This is a genomic window from Thermosporothrix hazakensis (assembly GCF_003253565.1).
In the GTDB taxonomy this organism is placed as follows: Bacteria; Chloroflexota; Ktedonobacteria; order Ktedonobacterales; family Ktedonobacteraceae; genus Thermosporothrix; species Thermosporothrix hazakensis.
This window is the reverse complement of record NZ_QKUF01000013.1, coordinates 130,937-155,923: the sequence shown is the minus strand read 5'-3', so window position 1 is coordinate 155,923 and position 24,987 is coordinate 130,937. Positions and strand designations below refer to the sequence as shown.

The following is a 24,987-nucleotide window of genomic DNA, read 5'->3' as shown; positions in this document are numbered from 1 at the left end:
GTCAACGCTATATTGCCTCATTACACACTTTTCAAGTGTATGCCCTTCTCTTCTCCTCTGTCATGTGCCAAAAGATGTATTTCTACTGCCCGATGCTCTGAAACACAAGCAAGCGAAATGCTGAATGTACCTTTCGATACATGACTTTCCCTGAAGACTTGTTTAGACTTGCAGCAGAAAGAGTGCTTCTCACCCGGAAAAGTCAAAATGAACGCCAGCCTTCTCCTGTACAAAGCAAGCACACCTGGCTGGTGATATCTGGCAGAGTGAATAAGGAAGTATCAATGCGCAAAGCAAGCTTTCTCACAGAAGAGACAATCCAGGCCAGGCTGCAAGCGGAACTTGCACAGCATCTGGACATTGATATTGCGGAAGTCGATATACATGATTCTTTCGCGAGTTATGGGCTGGTTTCGGCTGATGCGGTGCAGTTCGTCAGCTTACTGGAAGATTGGTTAGGAGTCAGTCTTTCTGATACACTCCTCTACGACTATCCAAATATAGCCGGGCTTACTCAGTACCTGATGACGCTAGAGACGCCACACACCGCAGCTCGCACACCCCGTAGAGCATCAAATGAACCGATCGCAATTATCGGTATCGGCTGCCGCTTCCCTGGCGGAGCAGATACACCAGAAGCTTTCTGGCGGCTCCTCTCTCATGGCGAGTGTACCGTAACAGAGGTTCCCCCTGAGCGCTGGAGTCTTGAAACATTTTACGACCCGGATCCCCAGGCTCCTGGCAAGATGTATACCCGCTTTGGAAGCTTTATCTCTGATATTGATAGCTTTGATACCAGCTTTTTCGGCCTCTCGCCTCGCGAAGCCTCGCGAATGGACCCCCAACAGCGACTATTGCTTGAAGTTGCCTGGGAAGCGCTGGAGCGCGCCGGTATCTCTCCTGAATCGCTCCAGGAGAGTCAGACCGGCGTTTTTATCGGCATGATGAGCAACCAGGAATACATGCAGCTCCAAATTCAGCACGGAAACGGCGACCATCTCAATGACCCCTACTTCGGGCTGGGCAGCGCGGCCAGCGTTGCCGCCGGGCGTCTCTCTTATCAGCTCAACTTAAAAGGGCCCGCGTTGACTGTCGATACGGCCTGTTCATCCTCCCTGGTGACTACCCATCTCGCATGTCAGAGCCTGCGGGAATATGAATCTGATCTCGCTCTGGTCGGAGGTGTGAACGTCACGCTGCTTCCAGAAAATATTGTCAATTACTGTAAAATGGGGATGCTTTCAGCCGACGGGCGCTGCAAAACCTTCGATGAATCGGCCAACGGGTTTGTACTGGGAGAAGGCTGCGGGATACTTGTGCTCAAGCGCCTCTCGGATGCGCTCGCAGATAGAAACCCTATCCTCGCGCTTATTCGCGGCTCTGCTGTCAATCAAGATGGGCGCAGCAATGGCCTGACCGCACCGAACAAACACGCACAGGCTGCTGTCATTCGACAAGCATTGGCAAACGCAGGCATCACCCCTCAGCAGGTGCAATATGTGGAAGCTCATGGTTCCGGGACTGCATTGGGCGATCCAATCGAGGTCGATGCATTGATGTCGGTGCTGGGAGAGGAGCGTCATTCAGAACAACCCCTCCTGATCGGCTCGGTAAAAACCAACATCGGTCACCTGGCCGGAGCAGCAGGTATTGCAGGGCTCATTAAGACGGTTCTCGCTCTCCAATACCGTGAACTTCCCCCTCACCTCCATGTACAAAAGCCCAATTCGCGAATCAACTGGCAAGCATACCCGATCGAAATAGTACAGCAAAGGCGGGCCTGGCCTCAAGGAGCGCATATAGCAGGGGTCAGCTCTTTTGGCTGGTCCGGGACCAACGCACATGTCATAGTAGAAGAAGCGCCCATGCCGCCAGAAACCGAAGCACCTGCCACCGCACAATTGCTTCTGCTTTCCGCCAGAACCACAACAGCCCTGGAACAGGCAACAGAGCGCCTCATCACGTACTTACAGCAGCACCCCACCGCTCTTCTGGCTGATGTTGCCTACACCACGCAGGTAGGTCGTACCCCCTTCCAGAAGCGGCGGGCCATCATTGCCAGAAATAGAGAAGAAGCCCTGCGTACACTGACGGAACGCTCCTTCCTGACCGGTTTTCTTTCAGACAAGGGGCATCCAATCGCATTTCTCTTCTCACATCAAGAGTACCTCTCACTTGAACAGAGTATGGAGTTCTATCAGAACGAACCTGTTTTCCGCTCCATCATTGACCGCTGCCACACGTATCTTCTGCATACCTTCAACAGAGATATCCAGCAGTGCCAGAAACAGACCCAATCCTTCATTGTGAAATATGCGCTTGCCGTACTCCTGCGCTCGCTAGGTGTCACGCCATCGGCTCTGTTCAGTTCAGGAAGGGATGAGTACATTGCGGCATGTCTCTCCGGGGTGCTCTCGCTTGAAGATGCTCTCAGGTTGAACATGGCACAGGACACAGAAAGCCCGGACCTTCTTTCTCAGCTTCCATGTCACCCGCCCGAGATTCCCTTTATCTCTTCCCGCACCGGAGACTGGATCTCGACGGAACAGGCTACTGATCCTGAGTACTGGATCACATGCGGACAGCAGACTGTTGATGAGATCAGACAGTCTCAATACAGCAAGCGATACTTCCTTGTACACATTGGAGGCCAAACCGAGCAAGATACTGCTGAGACGTCTATAGTGGCGCTTCTGCACTCGGCTGATGATCATCTCTCTGTTCAGGAGACTGTACTTACCTGCCTGGGTAAACTCTGGCTTGCCGGGGTTTCAATCAACTGGTCTGCTCTCCATGCAGGAACGCAACGAAGGCTGCTCTCATTGCCTACCTACGCTTTCGAGAAACAGCGCTGCTGGATAGGGAATCGCTCTGAAGAACGGCTCCCACAATCCGGGAAAAGAGAACTCGCCGATAGGTTCTACCTCCCTGAATGGATTCAACGTCCGGCGCCCCGGGCAAACGGGCTGACGGAAAGTGGCCCCTGGCTTCTTTTTCATGATCAAGCGGGTCTGAGCAAGGCAATTACACAGCAACTCCTCCGGGAAAATCAGTCAGTTATCCAGGTTTATGCGGCTACACACTTCCATCGGCAAAATGACTATATGTATTCCATCCGCTTGGCATGCCAAGAAGACTACAGCAGGCTTTGTCAGGAGTTGCAAGACAGTGGTTTGTTCCCTGCAACAATTATTCACTGTGGAGGCTTTTCCAGACAGGATAGAGAAATGCCCTCCAGAGCTTCCTTTCAAGCCCTGCAAACCAATGGCTTCTATAGTGTGCTCTTCCTGGCGCAGGCATTACAGGCATACTCGCACCCTGTTCGGCTAAACATCATTACCAATCAACTTCAACCCGTAACTGATCGGGACCATGTGCATCCAGAGCATGCCCCCTTACAGGCTGCCTGTAAGGTGATACAACAGGAATACCCTGCTCTTCGTTGTACGCATATCGATCTGGCAGGCAATGCCTTACAGTATCAAAGCGACGAAGATACGATCAGGCAGCTTCTCATAGACTGTTGCACTGACAGTCCAGATCAAAGCATTGCATATCGAAACCAGCAACGTTGGGTCCCGCAGTATCGCCCTATCCATCTGGAAGCACCTCTGTATCCTGCACACCTACGAAAACAGGGCGTCTACCTTATCACCGGGGGGCTGGGCGGTATCGGTCTTGCTCTGGCAAAGTACCTCGCCAGAACAGTACAGGCTCGACTTGTCTTGCTCAGTCGCTCGGCTTTACCCGCACGAGAAACCTGGCCAGACCTGATTCGCAGTGAAGACAGCACGAGTAAAACCGCACAGCGACTTCAACATCTGCTTGAGCTGGAGGCCCTCGGTGCAGAAGTCCTGCTACTTCAAGCCGATATTGCTGATCCGGCACAGACACAAGCAGCCATACAACAGACGCTTACCCGATTCGGTACACTGCACGGAGTCTTTCACGCGGCTGGCAACGTGGAGCAAGAGGCCCTCAAATCGATCCAGCATCTGACCCGGGCCGATTGCGAGCTTCATTTTCAAGCAAAGGTGTACGGAACCATTGCGCTCTATCAGGCACTACAAGAAGTACCTCTCGATTTCTGCCTGCTCTTCTCTTCTATCTCTGCTGTACTGGGTGGTCTGGGCTTTATCAGCTATGCAGCCGGAAATTGTTTCCTGGATAGCTTCGCCCGGCGCTATCGAAGTTTGGAACAGCCGTGGATCAGCGTCAACTGGGATACATGGCTAACGGACAGTATGAAAACAGCCTTCCAGGGGAAAACACTTCTTCGCTATGCAATGGAACTTGATGAGGGACTTGATGCCTTGAATCGCATCCTGGCCTCTCCAGTCGCTCCCCGGATCGTCCACTCAACAGGGAAGCTTCAAGAGCGACTTCAGGAGTGGCTGCCACCTGTCAGCAAAACGCCTCCCTCACAGACTCCAACCATTGTCAGAGATTACGAGCGCACGATCACCACTATATGGCAGGAAGCACTTGGCCTGAACGAAGTCAACCCTGACGATAACTTTTTTGAATCAGGGGGGAACTCTCTTATTGGCATACAGGTTATCAACAAGATCAATAAAGCGCTGCAACTCCAACTACCCAATGTTGCGCTCTTTGAAGCGCCCACGATCAACGCCCTTGCCCGCTATGCTCGCAACACTCAACAGACAGCGACAACGGAAAGCAAACAACCGCAAAAAGCCAAACGCGCCACCCCTCAACAAAATGGTATCGCTATTATTGGCATGGCCGGGCGCTTTCCGGGTGCCAACTCTATTGAACAATTCTGGGAGAATTTGCGTAACGGCGTGGAGACTATTTCTTTCTTCTCAAAAGAGGAACTGGCAGAAGCCGGTGTCCCTGACCAACTGCTTCAGCATCCTGATTATGTGCGAGCACGCCCGATACTTGAAGACATCGCATCTTTCGATGCTGCATTCTTCGGCTATACGCCCCGAGACGCAAGTTTACTTGATCCACAACACCGACTTTTTCTTGAGTGTTGTTGGGAAGCGGTTGAGCATGCGGGCTATGACACCCAGACGTATAAGGGGTCTGTCGGTGTCTTTGGCGGTTCCGCTATGAGTACCTACCTGCTATCGCATGCAAACACCATCCTGGGATCAATCGATGACTATCAGCTTGTCATCAGCAACGACAAAGATTCCCTGACAACAACCGTTTCCTACAAACTCAATCTCAAAGGGCCAAGCGTTGCGGTTCAGACCTTCTGTTCTACCTCTCTGGTCGCCGTCCATCTTGCCTGTCAAAGCATCCTTGCCAATGAATGTGATATGGCTTTGGCAGGAGGCGTCTCGGTTCGCGTCCCGACAAAGAGAGGCTATCTGTACCAAGAAGGCGGAATGGAGTCCATTGATGGACATTGCCGTACCTTTGATGCGAAAGCTACAGGAAGTATCTTCGGGGACGGCGTTGGCATTGTTGTCCTCAAGCGCCTTTCTGATGCTATCGCAGATGGAGACACCATTCATGCCGTCATCAAAGGCAGCGCGATCAACAATGATGGCTCATTGAAGGTCAGCTATAGCGCTCCAAGCGTGACCGGACAGGCAGAAGCAATCAAGGCCGCTCTGCTCAATGCAGACGTCTCCGCGGAGAGTATCAGCTATGTCGAGGCACATGGAACAGCCACAGAACTCGGTGACCCGATCGAAATTACAGCCCTTACAAAAGCGTTCCGCACAGACACAGAGCGTCAACAGTACTGCGCGATTGGCTCTGTGAAAACAAACGTAGGTCACCTTGATCGCGCCGCGGGCGTCTCCGGTCTCATGAAGACAACGCTGGCTCTGGAACATGAAGAGATCCCCCCGAGCCTCCACTATCAATCACCAAATCCTGAGATCACTTTTGCCAGCAGTCCCTTCTATGTCAATTCCCGGCTGACTCCGTGGCCGCGCAGCAGTCGTCCACGAAGAGCGATGGTCAATTCGCTTGGTATGGGTGGAACGAACGCCCATGTTATTCTTGAGGAGGCGCCCATGCAGACGCCTTCATCGGCTTCTCGCTCCTCGCAGCTCTTTGTTCTCTCTGCCCGCTCGGAATCTGCCCTTCAGCAGAGTATCAGCAATCTGCAAAACTACCTGGAACGCCATCCAGATGCGAAGCTTGCAGATGTCGCCTATACCCTCCAGGTTGGGCGCAGACGTTTTGAACATCGTTGCACCTTCGTCTGTGGGACGCAGGCGGGAGCGTTACAGGCGCTCTCCACAGGAACCGGTCTCCATATACGGAAAGAACAGCGTACCGGACGCCCGCTCATTTTGTTCTTCCCGGCAACGGATCACTATCAGGATATCCAACTGCTTTGTGCTCAAGAACTCACTTTTCAAGCCCACTTCGACCGAGGATGGGAAAGCGTGTGCTCCCTGACCGGGTCCCAGAGAGAGAAGCAACCCACCGGACAGGTTGCCCTTTTCCTGGCAGAATATGCGCTCGGACAAGCCCTTCTTCAATCAGGCATTACTCCTCAAGCCGTATTTGGCTCTGGCATTGGAGAATATGTAGCGGCCTGCCTGGCCGGGGTGCTGACACTTGAAGACGCTTTGTCTCTGGTACTGGTAGAACAGGCCCGGAATATCGAACTCCATACACCGAGTATCCCTTTCTTTTCAAGCAACAGTGAAACCTGGCTCCGTGATGGTCTTGCAATTCCTTCCTCCTACAGAGGAGCCCTGACAAAGCAAAATGTGTCCCTATCAGCCTCACTCCTGCAATGGATACAAGAGCCTGATTCGGTGCTTCTGACAGTAGGCACCGCCCAAAATCCTGAGCTTACCTCTTGCCTCAAGCAGGTTGATTCTCGCTTGCTTCCAGATATGCTGACAGCCATCCAACCGGGAAATGCATCCTTTCTTGCAATGCTCGGGCAGCTCTGGCTTGCCGGCGTCACAATCGACTGGGAACGCTTCTACAGCCAGGAACGGCGCCACCGACTGCCACTGCCAACCTATCCATTTGAGCGCCAGCATTACTGGATTGAAACGGCACCGGCGCAGCCAGAGGTTTCAGCACAGCGCACAACAGAGCAAAAGCAGCCACTCAAAGACTGGTTTTATCTCCCCGGCTGGAAACAAGCACCGCCGGCTCGCATTGCTCGAAGGCAGGCACGTGAACAACAAGCCCACTGGGTGTTCTTTATGGACAAATGCCAGATCGGGAAACAGCTTATCACGCACCTACAGCTTCTTCCAGAGCAGGTCACGTGTATCTGGGCCGGTCAGGCCTTCCAGAAAAGAGAAGAAGGCATATATAGCATTCATCCGGGTGAGCGGGCTGATTACGAAATGGTCCTGAAGGAATTACAGGCGCAGGGAAAAACACCTGCTACCATCGTTCATCTCTGGTCACTCAATCGCGAAGAACGAGCAATAGAAACAGAGCTCAGAGAAGGCTTCTCTAGCTTGCTCTTCCTCGCTCAGGTGCTTGGCGACCTGGGAATTCAATCCTATTCCCTGAATGTACTTTCAAGCACCATTTATGCTATCACCGGACGAGAAACAATCCGCCCGGCCCACGCGACACTCTCAGGCCCCTGCCGCGTGATTCCTCAGGAATATCCGAGCGTCAGTTGTCGCAACATTGATATAGAGTTGCCAGAGCCAGGAAGTCAGCAGGAGACCACGCTGCTCCATCTGATCAGCGCCGAACTCAGCAGTGAGACAGGAGAAAGCGTCGTTGCGCTGCGTGATAAGACGCGTTGGATACAGAGCTTCGAGCCGCTAGAACTCCCGGAAACGCAGCCGGATACCGTCAACCTGCGTCAGAATGGCGTGTATATGATAACCGGCATCGGTGGGCTTGCTCTGAGTATGGCAGCATACCTGACACAGAAGTTTCATGCCAAAATAGCACTTATCGGACGCAGCATGCTTCCTGCTCGTCAGGAATGGCCCCATATCCTTGCCAGCCAGGGAGATACATCCGGCATAGGCTGGAAAATTCGCACGGTTCAGTACTTAGAGCAAGCAGGCGCTGAGCTTCTCTTCCTTCAGGCCGATGTCTCAGATGAAGAACAGATGCGTGCAGCCCTTACTCAAACACTCTCAACCTTTGGCACACTACATGGCATCCTGCATACTGCCGGCGCGCCGGGCGTTGGTCTGATCCAGATCAAAAAACCTGCCGATGCGGCAACAGTGCTCGCTCCTAAAGTGGTGGGAACAGAGACACTCTTACGAATCATCAAGGAAAAACCGGATCTTTCGCTCGACTTCCTGGCTCTCTTCTCATCTATCACCTCGATTACGGGAGGCCCCGGGCAGGTCGATTACTGTGCCGCAAACGCGTTTCTCGACGCCTGCGCCCGTTGTTCATACCCGCAGATAGGAACTCTTGTCTCGCTGAGCTGGAGCGAATGGCAATGGAACGCATGGGAGGCGGGTTTAGCAGGATACGATAGCGAAACACAGAACTTCTTCCGTACGCAACGCCAGATCTTCGGGATCACAGCGGAGGAAGGTGCAGAGGCTTTTGTGCGTGTCCTGGCATCTTCGCTTTCTCATGTTATCGTCTCACCTCAGCCATTCCAGGCACTGCTGAATCTCAGCACAACGCTTACAACCAGGACTGTGCTCCAGCGAACCCAGAAACAACAACAGAATCGGGTGAAACACCCGCGACCCAATCTCAGCAGTTCCTATGCTCCGCCTGCGACAGATCTGGAACGCCAGATTACCGCAATCTGGGAAGATCTACTCGGTATCGAAGCCATCGGTGTCAATGATAACTTCTTTGAGCTCGGTGGCAACTCTCTTATCGGCCTGGATCTGGTGACGCGCCTGAAAAAAGGGCTGAAACTGACAAACCTTGCAGCCTACATCATCTACGAAGCGCCCTCGATTCATGCCCTGGCACAGGTCATCCCGCAGGAGCAGGCTGAAACGGTCAGTGTCATACGCTCCGATAGAGGCACACGCAGGCGGGAGGCGCTTCGCCGTCGCATGCATGGAGGAGGACAAAAGAGCGAATAGCCCTCCCCAAGACACACATCTCATCGTGACACAGTTATTTCTCCACTGGAGAGGAGAGAGCGCAAGATGACAAATGATTCGTCCTACGATACAGCCTTAGCCATCATAGGCATGTCAGGAAAGTTTCCAGGGGCTGCAACCCTTGAAACGTTCTGGCAAAACATTGCCGGAGGGATAAAATCCATCCGCTTCTTTACTGATGAGGAAATGCTGGCAGCCGGAATTGATCCTGCTGAATTACGTAAGCCTGATCTGGTGAAAGCGGGAGGCTTCCTTGAAGACGTCGAGTACTTTGATGCAGCCTTCTTCGGGTATACGCCACGTGAAGCCGATATTATGGATCCTCAGCATCGGCTTATGCTGGAATGCGCCTGGTCCGCGCTGGAAGATGCAGCCTATGTACCAGACACCTATCAAGGGCTGATTGGCATCTTTGCCGGTTCGGCCACCAGTACCTATATGCGCCACAATATCTATGCTGATCCGGCACTCTTTGAGAACATCGGACAGGCACAGGTCAATGTCGGCAACGACCAGGATTCTCTGACAACGACTATCTCCTATAAGCTCAATCTCAGAGGGCCCAGTATTGCGGTACAAACCTTCTGTTCAACCTCCCTGGTCGCGGTCCATCTTGCCTGTCAGAGTTTGCTCAATGGTGAATGTGATATTGCACTTGCCGGTGGCGTCGCGATCAACCTTCCCCAGGAAAGCGGATATATCTATGAGGAAGGGGGTATTCTCTCTCCCGATGGGGAATGCCGCACCTTTGACGCGCAGGGGCAAGGCAGCGTTATGGGAAACGGGGCAGGTTGTGTCGTTCTCAAGCGCTTCCATGACGCCTTGAACGATGGCGATCATATCTATGCGTGTATTCGAGGAACCGCTATCAATAATGATGGGGCAGCACGAGTCAGTTATACCGCTCCCGGACTCGATGGACAGGCAAATGTTGTCGCTGAGGCCCTCGACAATGCTGATATAGATGTTGAGAGTATCGGTTATATCGAAGCCCACGGCACTGCAACTGCCCTCGGGGATATGATCGAGCTAGGGGCACTCCTCAAGGCATTTCGTGGAAGAACGGACAAACAGCGGTTCTGTGCCCTGGGTTCAGTGAAACCAAATGTGGGCCATCTGGACCGCGCAGCAGGAGTCACCGGTCTGATAAAAACCGCGCTGGCTCTTCAACATCAGCAGATTCCACCCAGCCTGAACTTCGAGCAAACCAGCCCTGATATTCAGTTAGAACAGAGTCCTTTCTTTATCAATACAACCCTGCGAGCCTGGCCCGCTGCCGATGCACCTCGCCGCGCAGGCGTCAGCTCCTTTGGCGTAGGCGGGACGAATGTGCATGTCATTCTGGAAGAAGCTCCAGAACATGTAAACGCGCCGTCAGCTCGTCCATTTCATCTCCTCTCGCTGTCGGCACGCACCGAGACCGCGCTAGAAGCGATGACGAAACAACTGGCAACTCATCTGAGCAAATATCCGGAACAGAACATAGCAGATGTCGCCTATACCCTACAGGTAGGACGAACAGTCTTTCCATACCGACGCGTCGTGCTCTGTGAGGAAAGAGAAGATGCTATCCAGGCCCTGCAAACCGGCAATTCGGCACAGGTCTTGACCACCCGGGACCCTTTTCGGGAGCGCAAAGTTGCTTTCCTCTTTCCCGGTGTAGGCGAACAGTATGGCGAACAGGCAAAAGCGCTGTATCGAGATGAGCCAGATTTCCGCGAGGCCGTAGAACGCTGTTGTTCTTTCCTCCGAGCCAGCTTCGACCTGGATATAAGCGAGATTTTTATGCAAGAGCAGCCGCCACACCAACCAATGTCCTCGCACATTGACTTTCGGGCAATGGTAGGACGCTCCAGGCGCGCTACAAACTCTTCGCTCTCTCGCACAGCTATTGCTCAGCCGGCGCTCTTTGTCTTTGAATATGCCCTGGCATGCTTGCTTCAACGGTGGGGGATTCAACCTGTTGCCCTGCTTGGCTATAGTCTGGGAGAATATGTAGCAGCCTGTCTGTCCGGCATCTTGAGTCTGGAAGACGCTCTTACCCTGGTTGTGCAACGTGCCCGGGCCATTGATGAGCTTCCGGCTGGCACAATGCTTGCAGTCAATGCACCAGAAGCTCAGGTGCAGCGCTATCTCTCTTCCCACATCAGTCTCGCCGCCGTGAACAGCCCGATGACATGCGTGCTTGCCGGTTCTCCTGATGCAATCGCGTCTCTGGAGCAACGTCTGCATGAACAGGAAATTGCGTGCTTTCGCATCCAAACAACCCACGCCTTTCATTCCTTTATGCTGGAACCACTGCGCCCTATTGTCACAAAGTACGCCCATAGCGTGCGACGGTCAACACCCCGAATTCCTCTGATCTCGAACGTCACTGGCACCTGGCTGACAGATGAACAGGCGCTGGATCCAACCTATTGGGCCGCACATATGTGTCAAACAGTGCAGTTTGTCAGGGGTGTAGAACAGTTGCTTCATGATCCTGAATGGTTGGTTCTCGAAGTCGGCCCCGGCCAGGGTCTCAGCTCCTTTGTGAAGCAACATCTCGCATGTGGTTCGGCACGTCTGCCGCTGATACATCCTCTCCTGCCAGCCGCCTATGATCGGCAACCCACGCAAGCGTTCTTGCTGAAAACGCTTGGCAAGCTCTGGCTCGCCGGCGTGCCTGTGAACTGGGCAGGCTTTCATGCCCAGGAACAGCGCTACCGTGTCTCATTGCCTACCTATCCTTTTGAAAGACAACGTCACTGGCTCACACCCGCCAAATCACCCTCGTCTCCAGGCCCCTCCATTCAGGTGATGAGTGTCGATCAACTGGCGCGACTGGAACATATCTCTGATTGGTTCTATCTCCCATCCTGGAAACAAGGTGCTCCCCAGCATCCCTTTACAAGGAGCAGAGAAGATGCCCCTCGCTGGCTTCTCTTTGCCGATGCGCAGGGTATCGGTGAGCGTCTCGCGCATATCTTACGTCATCACGGGCACGCCGTTGCTCTGGTCAAACCGGGCGAAAGATTTGCAGTTTTACAAGATGGTTCCTATCGTCTCAATCCGCCTGATCGCGCTGATTATGAGCAGCTCTTTCAGTCCTTGCCTGCTGTGCTCGGTGGCCTACCAACCGATATCGTTCACCTGTGGACGGTAGGCATGCCGGAGAAGCCTCTAGACTACGGCTTTTATAGCCTTTTAGCGCTGTCCCAATGCCTGGGCAATCTCGATGAGCAACCCTGTATGCTCTCAATCGTCTCTGACGAGACACAGGAAATTATGGAAGGGGAACGCCTCTGTCCTGCAAAATCCGCCGTTATGGGAGTCTGCCGGGTGATTCCCCAGGAGTATACCCACATTCGGTGTCGGACAATTGATATTGTGCTCTCCGAGACGCAGTCCAAAATCGCTCTCCTTCTGACTGAGCTAACAAGTGACTGCTCAGATCAGGTTGTCGCTCTTCGGGGAGGCAAACGGTGGCTGGAAACCTTTGTGCCATATCCTCTCCCCGAACCGACACAACCGATCTTCAGGCAGAACGGTGTCTACCTGATTACAGGCGGCTTAGGTGGGCTTGGTCTGGCAATGGCAGAGCGACTGGTACAACAGTATCACGCGCAGGTGATCTTGACCTCCCGTTCGGCATTACCGCCCCGCCAGGAGTGGGAACGCATGCTCGCACTCCCGGATGAGATAAACACGCGCAAGCTCAGCGCCCTTTTACGCATGGAAGCGCACGGCGTTCAGCCTCTTGTCCTCTCTGCAGATGTCAACAATGAAGAACAGATGCAAAGGGTGTTTCAGCGCATTCTGGAAACGTATGGCATGCTACATGGCATCCTTCATACCGCTGCCGTCCCCGCCATCGGCCTTACACAGTTCAAAACGGCAGAAGCAGCAGCGCATGTGCTGGCTCCTAAAGTCAGCGGAACACTCATCCTGGAAAAACTGATCAGGCAAGATGTTCCCTCGCTCGACTTTCTTCTGCTCTTTTCCTCTATGTCCTCGATCACCGGGGGAGGGCCAGGGCAGGTCGATTATAGTGCTGCCAATGCCTTTCTGGGCACCTATGCGAAGGCGCAACGACATCAATACCCGCAAACGCTGGCTGTCGACTGGGGTGAATGGCAATGGAACGGGTGGGAAGCTGGACTTGAGGGCTATGATCCAGCAGCACAAGAGCTCTTCAAACAACATCGCCTCCATTTTGGCATCTCGTTTGATGAAGGCTTCGCCGCGCTCACGCGTCTTCTGGCTCAGGATCAGCCCCATGTTATTGTCTCAACGCAGGAATTTTGCACCTTCGCAGAGCTCAGCAAGGACTTCACAGCAAGTACCGTCATACAATACGAGCGAGAAAAGCAGCGAAAAACAGAGCGCCACCCCCGCCCGGCACTCAGCACATCGTACAGCGCCCCACGAAACCAGCAGGAGCAACAAATAGTAGCCATCTGGGAAGATATGCTCGGTATCACCCCTATTGGCATTGATGATAATTTCTTTGATCTGGGGGGCAACTCCTTAACAGGCGTTGCGATGATAGCCCGCTTGAAGAAGGCCTTTTCTCTTGCTCGTCTCCCTGCGGCCGCGCTCTATGAAGCTCCCTCCGTCAGCGCAATGGCTCAATACCTGAAACAGTATTCTTCAATGCAATCAGAGACGAAGGATCATGCACAAAACGAGTGGGACGAGCGCGGTATGAAGCGTCGAGCAGGGTTGCGACAGCGTCTTAACGAACGTCAGCAGCAAGAAAGATGAGATCTCATGACCAGTTCAGTATATTACACCGAAGAATATCAAACGGCCCTGGCTCTTATCGGCATGTCGGGGCGCTTCCCTGGAGCTCAGAATGTTACGGAGTTCTGGCAGAATATCTCACAGGGACATCAATCCCTGCGTCCGCTCTCAGATGAAGAGCTTCGCGCGGCGGGGGTTGATCCGGCGCTACTTCGCGATCCGAACTTTGTTCGCGTGGGGGCGATTGTCGAGCAGGCAGATACCTTTGACGCAGCCTTTTTCGGATATTCACCACGCGAAGCTGAAATTATGGACCCACAGCATCGCCTCTTTCTTGAATGTTGCTGGGAAGCACTCGAAGACGCTGCTTGTGATGTATCTACCTATCAGGGTCTCATTGGCGTTTTCGCGGGAAGTGCCGTCAGCACATATATGTTACGCAATCTGTTACCGAATAAAGAGTTGATGAATTTAATCGGACAGATGCAGCTCGATGTCGGCAATGATCGGGACTCTCTCTCCTCTACAGTGGCTTACAAGCTTGGGCTTCGTGGCCCGGCACTGGCAGTGCAGACCTTCTGCTCGACCTCATTGGTCGCCACACATCTGGCCTGCCAGAGCTTACTGAACTACGAATCTGATATTGCACTTGCTGGCGGCGTCAGTATTGTCTTTCCACAAGAGACAGGCTACCTGTACGAAGAGGGCGGCATCCTCTCCCCCGATGGAGTCTGCCGAACGTTTGATGCACGGGGCCAGGGCAGCGTTATGGGGAATGGTGTCGGAGTTGTAGCCTTAAAGCGTCTGCACGATGCTCTGGACGATGGCGACCATATCTATGCGATCATTCGGGGTTCGGCAATCAATAATGATGGCAGCACCCGCGTGAGCTATACCGCGCCGGGTGTCGATGGAGAAGCAAACGTTATCTCGGCAGCCCTGAGTTATGCCAACCTCTCCGCCGAAAGCATCAGCTATATGGAAGCACACGGCACGGCGACAGTGCTTGGTGATGCCGTCGAAATAGCAGCCATGCAGAAAGCGTTCAACCGCCAAACCAATAAGAAGCGCTTCTGTGCTATTGGCTCTGTCAAACCCAATGTAGGCCACCTGGATCGCGCAGCGGGCATCACTGGATTGATCAAGACCTCTCTGGCGCTCCATCATCGCCAGATCCCGCCCAGCCTTCATTTCGAGCGAACAAGCCCGGATGTTGATCTTGATAACAGCCCGTTCTATGTCAACACCACACTCAAGCAGTGGGAAAGCACGGATCATCCGCGACGTGCCGGTGTAAGTTCTTTCGGGTTGGGCGGAACCAATGCCCATGTGGTACTGGAACAGGCTCCAGAAGTGGTCTCTTCCCCTCACTCGCGCCCCTGGTCCCTGCTGCTGCTCTCAGCAAAAACAGAGACAGCGCTTGATGCAATGTGCAGAAACCTTGCTTCCTTCCTGGAAACCCATCCGGACCTCAATATAGCAGATGTGGCCTACACTCTTCAGGTAGGACGGAGCACCTTCAACTATCAACAGGCGCTTCTCTGCACCGATAGCATGGACGCCCTTCAAGTACTGCGCGGCCGCCCTTCAGATCGGCTTCTCCGTCAGCATCAGGTGCATCGGAATCGTCCTGTTGCATTTCTCATACCAGAAAAAGCGCATTACCCGTTCGCCTCTCTCCAGGTGCTCTACCGGGAAGAGCATGCGTTTCGAGTTGAGGTTGAGCGCTGCTGCCGCTGTGTGCAGGAACAGTCTGGCCTGGCTCTTCAAGCACTTTTTGAAGGGCATGAGCAGCAGCTATCTGCTTCGGGACAGGCAGCCCTTCACTTCATTGTAGAATATGGACTTGCCCGGCTTCTCCAGCAAGGGGGCATACAACCGGCCTGCATATATGGATCTGAACCTGTCGCCGCCTGTCTCTCTGGTGTCTTATCTCTGGAGGATGCATTACGACTTGTCGTACAACGCGCTCGTTCTCTGGAAACAGGCGCATCAGTACTCTCTTCCGAGCAGGCAGCCAAAATGATACAAGGCATTTCATTGCAAAAACCCACTATCCCTTACGCTTCTCATCTCACCACAACCTGGATCACGGCAGAGCAAGCAACAAGCCCCCGATACTGGCAGACGCTCTTGTGTCTGGAAGAGCACACCCCCCGGGAATGGAAGCAACTCCTCTCAGACAGTGAATGCCTGTTCCTGGAGGTGGGACCGGGCCAGATGCTGGAAGCGCTTCGGCCTGGCGGAGAACTCAATGAGGAACTCCGGTTCTCCATCCTACCAGCAGATCCAGAGCAGTCCAGCCAGCGTCACCTGCTCATTACCCTCGGCCGTCTGTGGTTGGCAGGCATTTCTATCAATTGGCAGGGCTTTTATGCACAGGAACAGCGCTGCCGTCTCTCTCTTCCAACATATCCCTTCGAGCGCAAGCGCTACTGGCTCGCTGCTCCCGGGGCCCCGGCAGATTCGCCTGAAAATCTACGAAAGCCCGAGATCAGCGATTGGTTCTCTCTTCCCACCTGGGAGCCCGCGCCTCTCGCCGCCCAACAAGCAAAGAAAGCCACCTACTTGCTCTTCCTTGATGAGAACAAAGTCAGTGAAACGCTTGCGCGCACCCTTGAGCAAGCACACCATACGGTCATACAGGTCTATGCGGGAAACAGCTTTGAGCAGCTCCAGCCTCATCGCTTCCAAATCAATCCACGTCAACCAGAGGATTATATCCACCTCTTTCGTACCCTCACCGAACTGCAATGCATGCCTGACAGCATCCTCCATGCCTGGAGCCTGACGGAAAAGCAGAGGGATGGATCAAGCCCTGAACAGGAACATTTCCAGACCGTGCAGCACAGGGGTTTCTATTCGCTCCTTTTCCTTGTGCAGGCCCTGAACAGCCTGTTCTATGAAAAAGAGCTACACCTTCTTGTGCTCTCAAATGCCCTTCATCTTGTTCGGGAAAAGGATCATATCGAGCCAGAAAAAGCGACGCTCCTGGGCGCGTGCATCGTGATCGGGCAGGAATATCCTCATATCATTTGCCGCTGTATTGATCTTGATCTGGCAGATAAACAGATCAACGCGTTCCTTGCTACGGAATGCCAGACTCGCCCGACAGAACGTGTTGTAGCATACCGGAATGGGCAGCGCTATACACGAACCTATAGGGCCAAACAACTTTCTGCTCCCACAGGCAATAGCCTCTTCCGTACCCGAGGGACCTATCTGATCACCGGTGGCCTGGGAAGAATCGGCCTGCTGCTGGCCGAACACCTGGCACGAACCGTTCAGGCCCGTTTGATTCTCGTGGGCAGAACCGAGTTACCCGCACACGATACATGGGCCGATTGGCTCAAAACGCATGATGCACAGGACACGCTCAGTCAGAAAATAAGAAGGCTCCAGGAGATCGAAGCATATAGCAGCACGGTGCAGTATTACGCGGCTGATGTCGCAGATGAGCAGCAAATGCAGCGTGTTGTTCAACAGGCGACCGCATTGTATGGCCCCCTGCATGGTATCTTTCATACCGCAGGCATCACTCCTGATACTGCCTTTTCTGAAATACAGACGACCGGGATACCACAGGCCGAAGAAGTGTTTCGCTCAAAGGTGCAGGGCCTCTATGTATTGGAACGCGTCCTGAAAGATCAGCCGCTTGATTTCTGCCTGCTCTTCTCATCTATTGCTGCTATTCTGGGAGGCCTGGGCTTCGTTACATATGCGGCCGCCAACAATTTCGTCAACGCCTTTACCGAACAGCACAATCAACACGCTGCAACTCGCTGGATCAGTGTCAACTGGGATACCTGGCGTGTGGAGGAGAGAGAGCAGCATGCGATTGGCAGTACGGTTGCTGCATATGCTATGACTCCCACTGAAGCAATCCAGGCCCTGGAATATACGCTCACCTGTCAGGACAGCGTGCTTATCAATTCGACTGGCGATATCCATACACGTATTCGTCAGTGGGTAGAAATGGACAGCTTCCATCGACGAGAAGCTTCTGCGCCTGAAGCAGTCGCTGTAGCGACAAGTGCTGGAGACTATGAGCGTCAACTTGTTGCAATCTGGCAACAGATTCTTGGCCTTGATGAGATCGGCCTTGACGACAACTTCTTCGAACTTGGCGGCAACTCGTTAATCGCGCTTCAACTGATTGCTCGCATCAAGAAAACCTTTCGGGTACAGATCTCGGTTGTCACCTTGTTTGAGGCCCCCACGATCAACACCATGCTCAAGTATCTCCAGGCCAGTGCGGAGCCCCGGGGAGAAAACAAACAGGATATCCTCAAATCACGGCGTCAGCAGGCACGGGCGACAACAAAGCAGCAGGACATCGCCATTATTGGCATGGCCGGGCGTTTCCCCGGTGCCAGCACGGTCACGCAATTCTGGCACAATCTTTGTCATGGCATAGAATCCATTACCTTCTTCAGCGAAGAAGAGTTACTCGAAGCCGGGATTGATCCTGAACAACTCAAGCATCCTGCCTACGTCAAAGCGCGCCCGATTCTGGAAGATATCGAACTCTTTGACGCGGCCTTCTTTGGCTATAGCCCGCGCGAAGCCGAATTGCTGGATCCTCAACACCGGCTTTTCCTTGAATGTGCATGGCAGGCTCTGGAAAATGCAGGCTATGATCCGCAGCGCTATAAAGGGCTGATCGGAATGTTCGGGGGCTCCAATGTAAGCACTTACCTCTACTGTGCGCTTGCCAACATCCCCCATATCATTGAAGAGGTGGGCGGCTACCAGATTGCCATGAACACCGATAAGGATTCGCTTACAACCAGCGTCTCCTATAAGCTCAACTTGAAAGGACCCAGTGTCTCTGTCCAGACATTTTGCTCGACCTCTCTCGTTGCCGCCCATATGGCATGTCAGAGCCTTGCTCAGGGCGAATGTGATATTGCATTAGCCGGTGGCGTTTCCATCCGTGTCCCCTCCAAAGAAGGGTACATCTATGAAGCGGGAGGCATGGAATCCCCTGACGGCCACTGCCGTACCTTTGATGCAAAAGCGAAAGGAAGTATGTTCGGCGATGGAGCTGGCATTGTCGTGCTAAAACGCCTGGAAGAGGCACTGGCTGACGGTGACACGATCTATGCGGTCATTAAAGGGTCTGCCATGAACAATGATGGCTCCCTCAAAGTGAGCTATACTGCCCCCAGTGTCATAGGTCAGTCTGAAGTCATCATGGCGGCGCTGGAAAGAGCGGGCGTCTCGGCAGACAGCATCAGCTATGTCGAAGCACACGGAACAGCTACCGAGCTAGGAGATCCCATCGAAGTCGCAGCGCTGACCAAAGCATTTCAATCGCATACCAGGAGAACAAACTATTGTGCTATTGGCTCGGTGAAAACGAATGTAGGACACCTGGATAGAGCCGCAGGTGTTTCAGGATTAATCAAGACAGCACTGGCACTACAACACCGCGTCATTCCACCAAGCCTTCATTTTGAGAGTCCGAATCCGCAAATAGATTTTGTTCACAGTCCATTCTACGTGAATACCACGTTATGCGGCTGGCAGACCGACAAGCTCCCCCGAAGAGCTGGCTTGAATTCGCTTGGCATGGGCGGCACCAATGTACATATGGTGCTGGAAGAGCCGCCATCGCTTCCTGAGCGTCCTGCCTCTACTGAACCCCAACTGCTTTTGCTCTCAGCCCGCAGTGCTCAGGCGCTCGAACACGTCAATGATAACCTCCTGGCTTATCTACAGGAACAGGGTGATACGCTTGATCTGGCAGATGTTGCTTATACCTTACAGGTCGGGCGGAAGATATTTGAGCACCGTCGTATGTTCGTCTTTACAGATCGCTCCGAGCTGGTAACGGCTCTGGAACAAAAACAGGCAAATAAGGTCTTCAGTCACGCAGAAAAGCGAACTGAGCGTCCGGTTGTCTTCCTCTTTCCAGGTGTCGGCGAACAATATAGAGGACTGGCCCGGGACCTCTATGAGCATGAACCGGTTTTTCGTGAGGTCGTTGAGCAGTGCGCCCGCATCCTGGAACCGATCCTCGCCACTGATATTCGGGCTTTCTTTGTCAATCCCGAAGGGCACTCGACAGCCAGTAGGCCGGCCCTGGCAGGACGTGCACCGGTACGCACTCCTGATCCTCTGGCAAAAACAGAGGTGGCACAACCCTTTACATTTGTGGTGGAATATGCGCTTGCCCGACTCCTGATGCATCTAGGAATTACGCCCGCGGCGATGCTTGGCTATAGTGTCGGTGAATATGTTGCCGCCTGTCTGGCCGAAGTCCTCTCGCTTCAGGATACCCTGACGCTGGTAGCACGGCGGGCACAATGGATCGCACAGCAGCCAGAGGGCGCGATGCTTACAGTGATGCTTTCTGCCGAAGAAGTACAGCCATACCTTGAAGCCGGGCTTGATCTTGCGGTCGTAAACGGGCCACATGTGTGTGTGCTGTCTGGCACAATTCCTGCAATTGAGCGGCTGGAAAAGGTGCTTCAACGCGAAGGGATTGCAGGAAGACGTATTGACGCCACTCACGCCTTTCATTCTCGGCAGCTCTGGCAGGTGCAAGAAACACTGACAGCTCTCGCAAGCACCATGCAACACAAGCCAGCAAAAATCCCCTACCTCTCAAATGTCACAGGAACCTGGATTACTGCCGAGCAAACAGCCGATCCCACCTACTGGGCCCGGCACATGTGTGGAACCGTTCAGTTTGCTGCCGGTCTTGAGCAACTCTTACAGGAACCTGATTGGGCCCTGCTGGAAGTGGGAGCCGGACAAACCCTCGGCTCTTTCCTAAAGCAGCATCCCGCCTGTAGTCCGGCACAAAGAACACTCATACTGAGCACGTTGCCCTCGCGTCATGAGCAGCAATCGGCACAAATTGCCTTTCTCTCAGCATTGGGAAAGCTCTGGCTCACCGGAGTCTCTATCGATTGGGAACAGCTCTCAACCCGGCCACGAAGGCGCGTTCCACTCCCTACCTATCCTTTTGAGCGTAAGCGCTACTGGTGTCTTCCACCAAAAGCCACCCTATCGGGGCGCAACGCACCAATACAAGACAAGGATCCATTACGCAAACAGCCCGATATCACAGATTGGTTCTATCTCCCAACCTGGAAACAGGCACTACCCGGCATCGCGGGAAAACAGAGCACAGATACCGCTGCCCGCTGGCTGCTCTTTCTGGATAGTTGCGGCATTGGAAAATATCTCTCGGATCAATTACAGGCAGCCCACCAGGAGGTCATCACCGTCTCCCCTGGCTCAACCTTCGATCGAGAAAACCCGAATGCCTTTCGTCTGGTTCCCGAAAACCCCGAGCACTATAAAGCACTCTTTCGGGCGTTAGGCCAGCAGAACAAACTGCCCCGGCACATTGTCTATCTCTGGTCTGTTTCGCCCGACTCCCGCGGCGAGGCGACCGCTTCTTCATCTGACTTTTACAGGGTCCTCTCTCTGGTTCAGGCAGTGGGTGATCAAGGTCTTGAAAGCGGCAACTTCTTCATGGTCTCCAATGGCATACACAGCGTTACAGGGAATGAGCGTCTCTTCCCTGAAAAATCGCTCATCATGGGATTTTGCCGCGTCCTTCCACAGGAGTACCCTCAATATGCCTGTTGCAATATTGATATTGACCTGACAGAGCGAGCTCCTGAACGGCTCGCCCATATGCTCATGAACGAACTTCAGACGGGCATAACCGAAGGTGTGGTTGCATTGCGGGGCTCGCGCCGTTGGGTCCAATCCTTTGAACCTGTTCAACTTCCTTCCTGTGGGGCGAACGAAGCCGGTCTGCGTCAGAAAGGCGTCTACCTGATTACAGGCGGCCTGGGGGGGATCGCGCTTGGAATAGCGACCTATCTGGCTCGAACTGTTCAGGCCAGGCTCATTCTTGTCGGGCGTTCAGAGCTGCCGCCGCGTCGCGAGTGGGAGCAAATCCTGTCAAAGGAAGATCCAAACTCCCGTCTCTGTGACCGCATTCGCCAGATTCTTCATCTGGAAGAGCTTGGAGCAGAGGTTCTGATTCAGAGAGCAGATGTGACCGATGAGGTAGCCATGCAAGAGGTAATAAGCAAGACGCTTGCCAGGTTCGGCACGCTGCACGGCGTTCTGCATACTGCCGGCTTGCCCGGTGTGGGATTGATGCAATTAAAAAAACCAGAGGTTGCCGCCAGTGTGCTGGCCCCCAAAGTGCAGGGGACACTGGTTCTCGAACGCGTTCTTCACGCTATCCCTCTGGATTTTCTGGTCCTCTTCTCTTCCATGAATTCGACGACAGGAGGAGGCCCCGGGCAGGTCGACTACTGTGCAGCAAATACCTTCCTGGATGTCTACGCACAGGCTCGGATGGCGGAGGGAAAGCGGGTCATTGCTATAGATTGGGGAGAATGGCAATGGAATGCCTGGGCCGCCGGACTGGATGGCTATGACCCGGCAGTACAGGAATTTTTCATTGAAAATCGCCGACGCATCGGTATCTCTTTTGAAGAAGGTGCAGAGGCGCTGACGCGAGTGCTTGCCCAGCGATTTCCTCATATTGTTGTCTCTACCCAGCAGTTCCACGCTCTAATTGAAGCAAGTAAAGATTTCACCAGCGCGACGGTATTGCAGCAGGCCCGGGGAAATCAAGCACGCTATGAACGACCTACACTGGGGGTTGAATACCTTGCTCCCGCTTCTGAGTTAGAAGCAGGAATAGCAGATATCTGGAGCGAGCTGCTAGGAATAGAGTCCATAGGTGTGAATGACAACTTCTTTGAACTGGGGGGACATTCTCTTCTGGCAACACAACTCATCTCACGACTACGACGACACTATCAGATCGAATTACCACTCGCCACCATTTTTGAGGCTCCTACCATCGCAGATCAGGCCGTCGTCATTGAACTGGCTATGATTGACGAGATCGAGAGCCTTGACGCACAGAATCTCGAATCGACCATCTCATAGCATCAAGTTGAAACGTCTGGAGGAAACAACCATGCACATTCGTACCGTTGGCGTTATAGGGGCCGGAGTCATGGGCACCGGTGTCGCCCAGAACCTTGCACAAGCAGGGTTGCACGTTTTGCTCCTCGACCTCTCAACAGATATCTTGCAGCAAGCAAGAAAGGAGATCTTTCACAATATCCGCCTCGCACAGCTTCTCAAACGAGGTGCCGGGGCAAAAGAAGATACTGCAACCATCATTGATAGAATTACCTTTACGACTGAATACACCCCGCTTCAAGATGCTGATTTCGTGATCGAAAACGCAACCGAGAAATGGGAAGTCAAAAAGCCCATTTACGAACAGCTTGACACTGTCTGTCCTGCACACTGTATCTTTGCCGCAAACACATCCGCGATCTCGATCACCCGGATCGCCTCGGCGACCAGACGGCCTGGCAATGTACTTGGCATTCACTTTATGAATCCCGTCCCGATGAAGCCAACGGTAGAAATGATTCGCGGCTTCCACACCTCAGAAGAAGCTCTCACCAGCGCGGGTCAACTCCTGACCGCTATGGGGAAAAAGTGGGTGCAGGTACAGGATATGCCTGGCTTTGTCTCAAACCGCGTCCTGATGCTGACCATAAATGAAGCGATCTACCTGCTACAGGACCAGGTGGCCAGTGCAGAGGATGTAGACAGGGTCTTCAAGGAATGTTTTGGGCACACAATGGGGCCACTGGAAACTGCGGATCTCATCGGCCTCGATACCATTCTGTACTCAGTAGAAGTGCTCTATGAAAGTTTCAACGATAGCAAATATCGCCCCTGCCCGCTTTTAAAAAAGATGGTTGATGCAGGGCTATATGGACGAAAAAACGGTCAGGGCTTTTACACCTATAAATAAATGTACAGGAGAGGAACCACATGGAAGCAACACGCGCAAAAATTCGAGCATTTCTTGCAAAGTTCTTTCAGCATGCAGATCTCAAGGATAGCGATGACATTTTTGCTCTGGGCTTTGTCAATTCGCTCTTCGCGATGCAGCTTGTGCTTTTTATCGAGTCGGAATTCCGCGTTACGATCGAGGATGACGATCTTGATATTAATAATTTCCGTTCCATTGATGCTATGGCCCAACTGATTGAGCGCAAAACAACGTCACACCTCGCCATGTAGAAAGGCTGAGAGCAGCATGCAGACCACCCTTACAGATCAACAACAAAGCGCTCAGGCTCGCTTTAAAGCATTTGTTCGCACAGAGATTCTCCCGCACGCCGATCGCATCGATCAGGAGGAGTATACTCCACGAGAGTTGATCAGCAAGATGGCACAACAAGGCTTTTTCGGAACATTCCTTGCAGAGGAATGGGGCGGCACCGCAATGGATATGATCACTTCAGGCATTCTGCATGAAGAAGTCGGCTATGGCTGTTCCTCACTTCGAAGCCTGTTAACTGTGCATAGTATGGTCTCCTATGCAATCCAGAAATGGGGGAAGGCACACCTGAAAGCCAGGTGGCTCCCCCTCCTGGCCTCCGGTGCGCGTCTTGGAGCTTTTGCTCTGAGCGAACCTCATGCGGGCAGCGATGCCAAAAGCATCGAAACCACCGCAACGTTACAGGGCGGTTCCTACCGGCTGCAAGGGCAGAAAAAGTGGATCACGTACGGACAAATCGCTGATGTCTTTCTTCTGTTCGCACAGGTCGAGGGCAAGGTTTCGGCTTTCCTGGTAGAACGTGACACGCCAGGTCTCTCGATCATTCCTATTCGCGGCATGCTCGGTACCAGAGGCTCTATGCTGGCAGAGCTGCACCTTCAGAATTGCCGGATCCCGGCAGAAAACCTTATCGGAGGCACGGGGTTCGGTCTGGCCTCTGTTGCCACTTCCGCGCTGGACATCGGGCGATATAGTGTTGCCTGCGGGAGTGTTGGAATCGCGCAAGCGGCGCTGGATGCAAGCCTCCGTTTCGTCCACACCCGCAAACAGTACGGGGCCTTCCTCAAAGAACACCAGCTTATCAGAGAAATGATTACAAACATGCAGACAAATGTCAGCGCGGCCCGTCTCCTCTGCCGTCATGCAGGCTACCTCAAAGATATTGGCGATCCCACAACGTTGATGGAAACGTTTATTGCCAAATATTTTGCCTCAACAGCAGCGGTCAAGGCAGCAAATGATGCAGTGCAGATACATGGCGCACTGGGTTGTAGCAACGAATATCCAGTGCAACGCTATCTGCGAGATGCTAAAATTATGGAGATCATTGAAGGAAGCAATCAGATACAGCAGATACATATTGCCCAGTACAGCTACCAGCAGCATAGGTAG

General features: G+C 53.3%; 6 protein-coding genes. All 6 read left to right on the top strand.

The features are described from left to right. Window positions 1-284: 284 nt before the first annotated feature. The 6 genes from EI42_RS18310 to EI42_RS18285 all read left to right on the top strand — a co-directional run bounded on the left by EI42_RS18310 (window position 285) and on the right by EI42_RS18285 (window position 24,987). Window positions 285-8,990 carry a type I polyketide synthase gene (locus EI42_RS18310; RefSeq protein ID WP_170142733.1) on the top strand — a complete coding sequence of 2,902 codons (8,706 nt, stop codon included), beginning with the start codon at window positions 285-287 and terminating at the stop codon, window positions 8,988-8,990. A 66-nt stretch (window positions 8,991-9,056) separates the two neighbouring features. Continuing rightward, the gene (locus EI42_RS18305; RefSeq protein WP_111324075.1) at window positions 9,057-13,757 is read left to right on the top strand and encodes a type I polyketide synthase; all 4,701 of its coding nucleotides are present in this window, start codon (window positions 9,057-9,059) and stop codon (window positions 13,755-13,757) included. Window positions 13,758-13,763: 6 nt separating this feature from the next. Further along, window positions 13,764-22,673 (top strand): type I polyketide synthase, encoded by an 8,910-nt coding sequence (locus tag EI42_RS18300; protein ID WP_111324074.1) that lies wholly within the window; start codon window positions 13,764-13,766, stop codon window positions 22,671-22,673. Window positions 22,674-22,704: 31 nt separating this feature from the next. Then, complete coding sequence (locus EI42_RS18295; protein ID WP_111324073.1) at window positions 22,705-23,562, top strand: 3-hydroxyacyl-CoA dehydrogenase family protein; 858 nt, start codon at window positions 22,705-22,707, stop codon at window positions 23,560-23,562. Between the two features lie 20 nt (window positions 23,563-23,582). Next, window positions 23,583-23,834 (top strand): acyl carrier protein, encoded by a 252-nt coding sequence (locus tag EI42_RS18290; protein WP_111324072.1) that lies wholly within the window; start codon window positions 23,583-23,585, stop codon window positions 23,832-23,834. Window positions 23,835-23,850: 16 nt separating this feature from the next. After that, complete coding sequence (locus tag EI42_RS18285; RefSeq protein ID WP_111324071.1) at window positions 23,851-24,987, top strand: acyl-CoA dehydrogenase family protein; 1,137 nt, start codon at window positions 23,851-23,853, stop codon at window positions 24,985-24,987.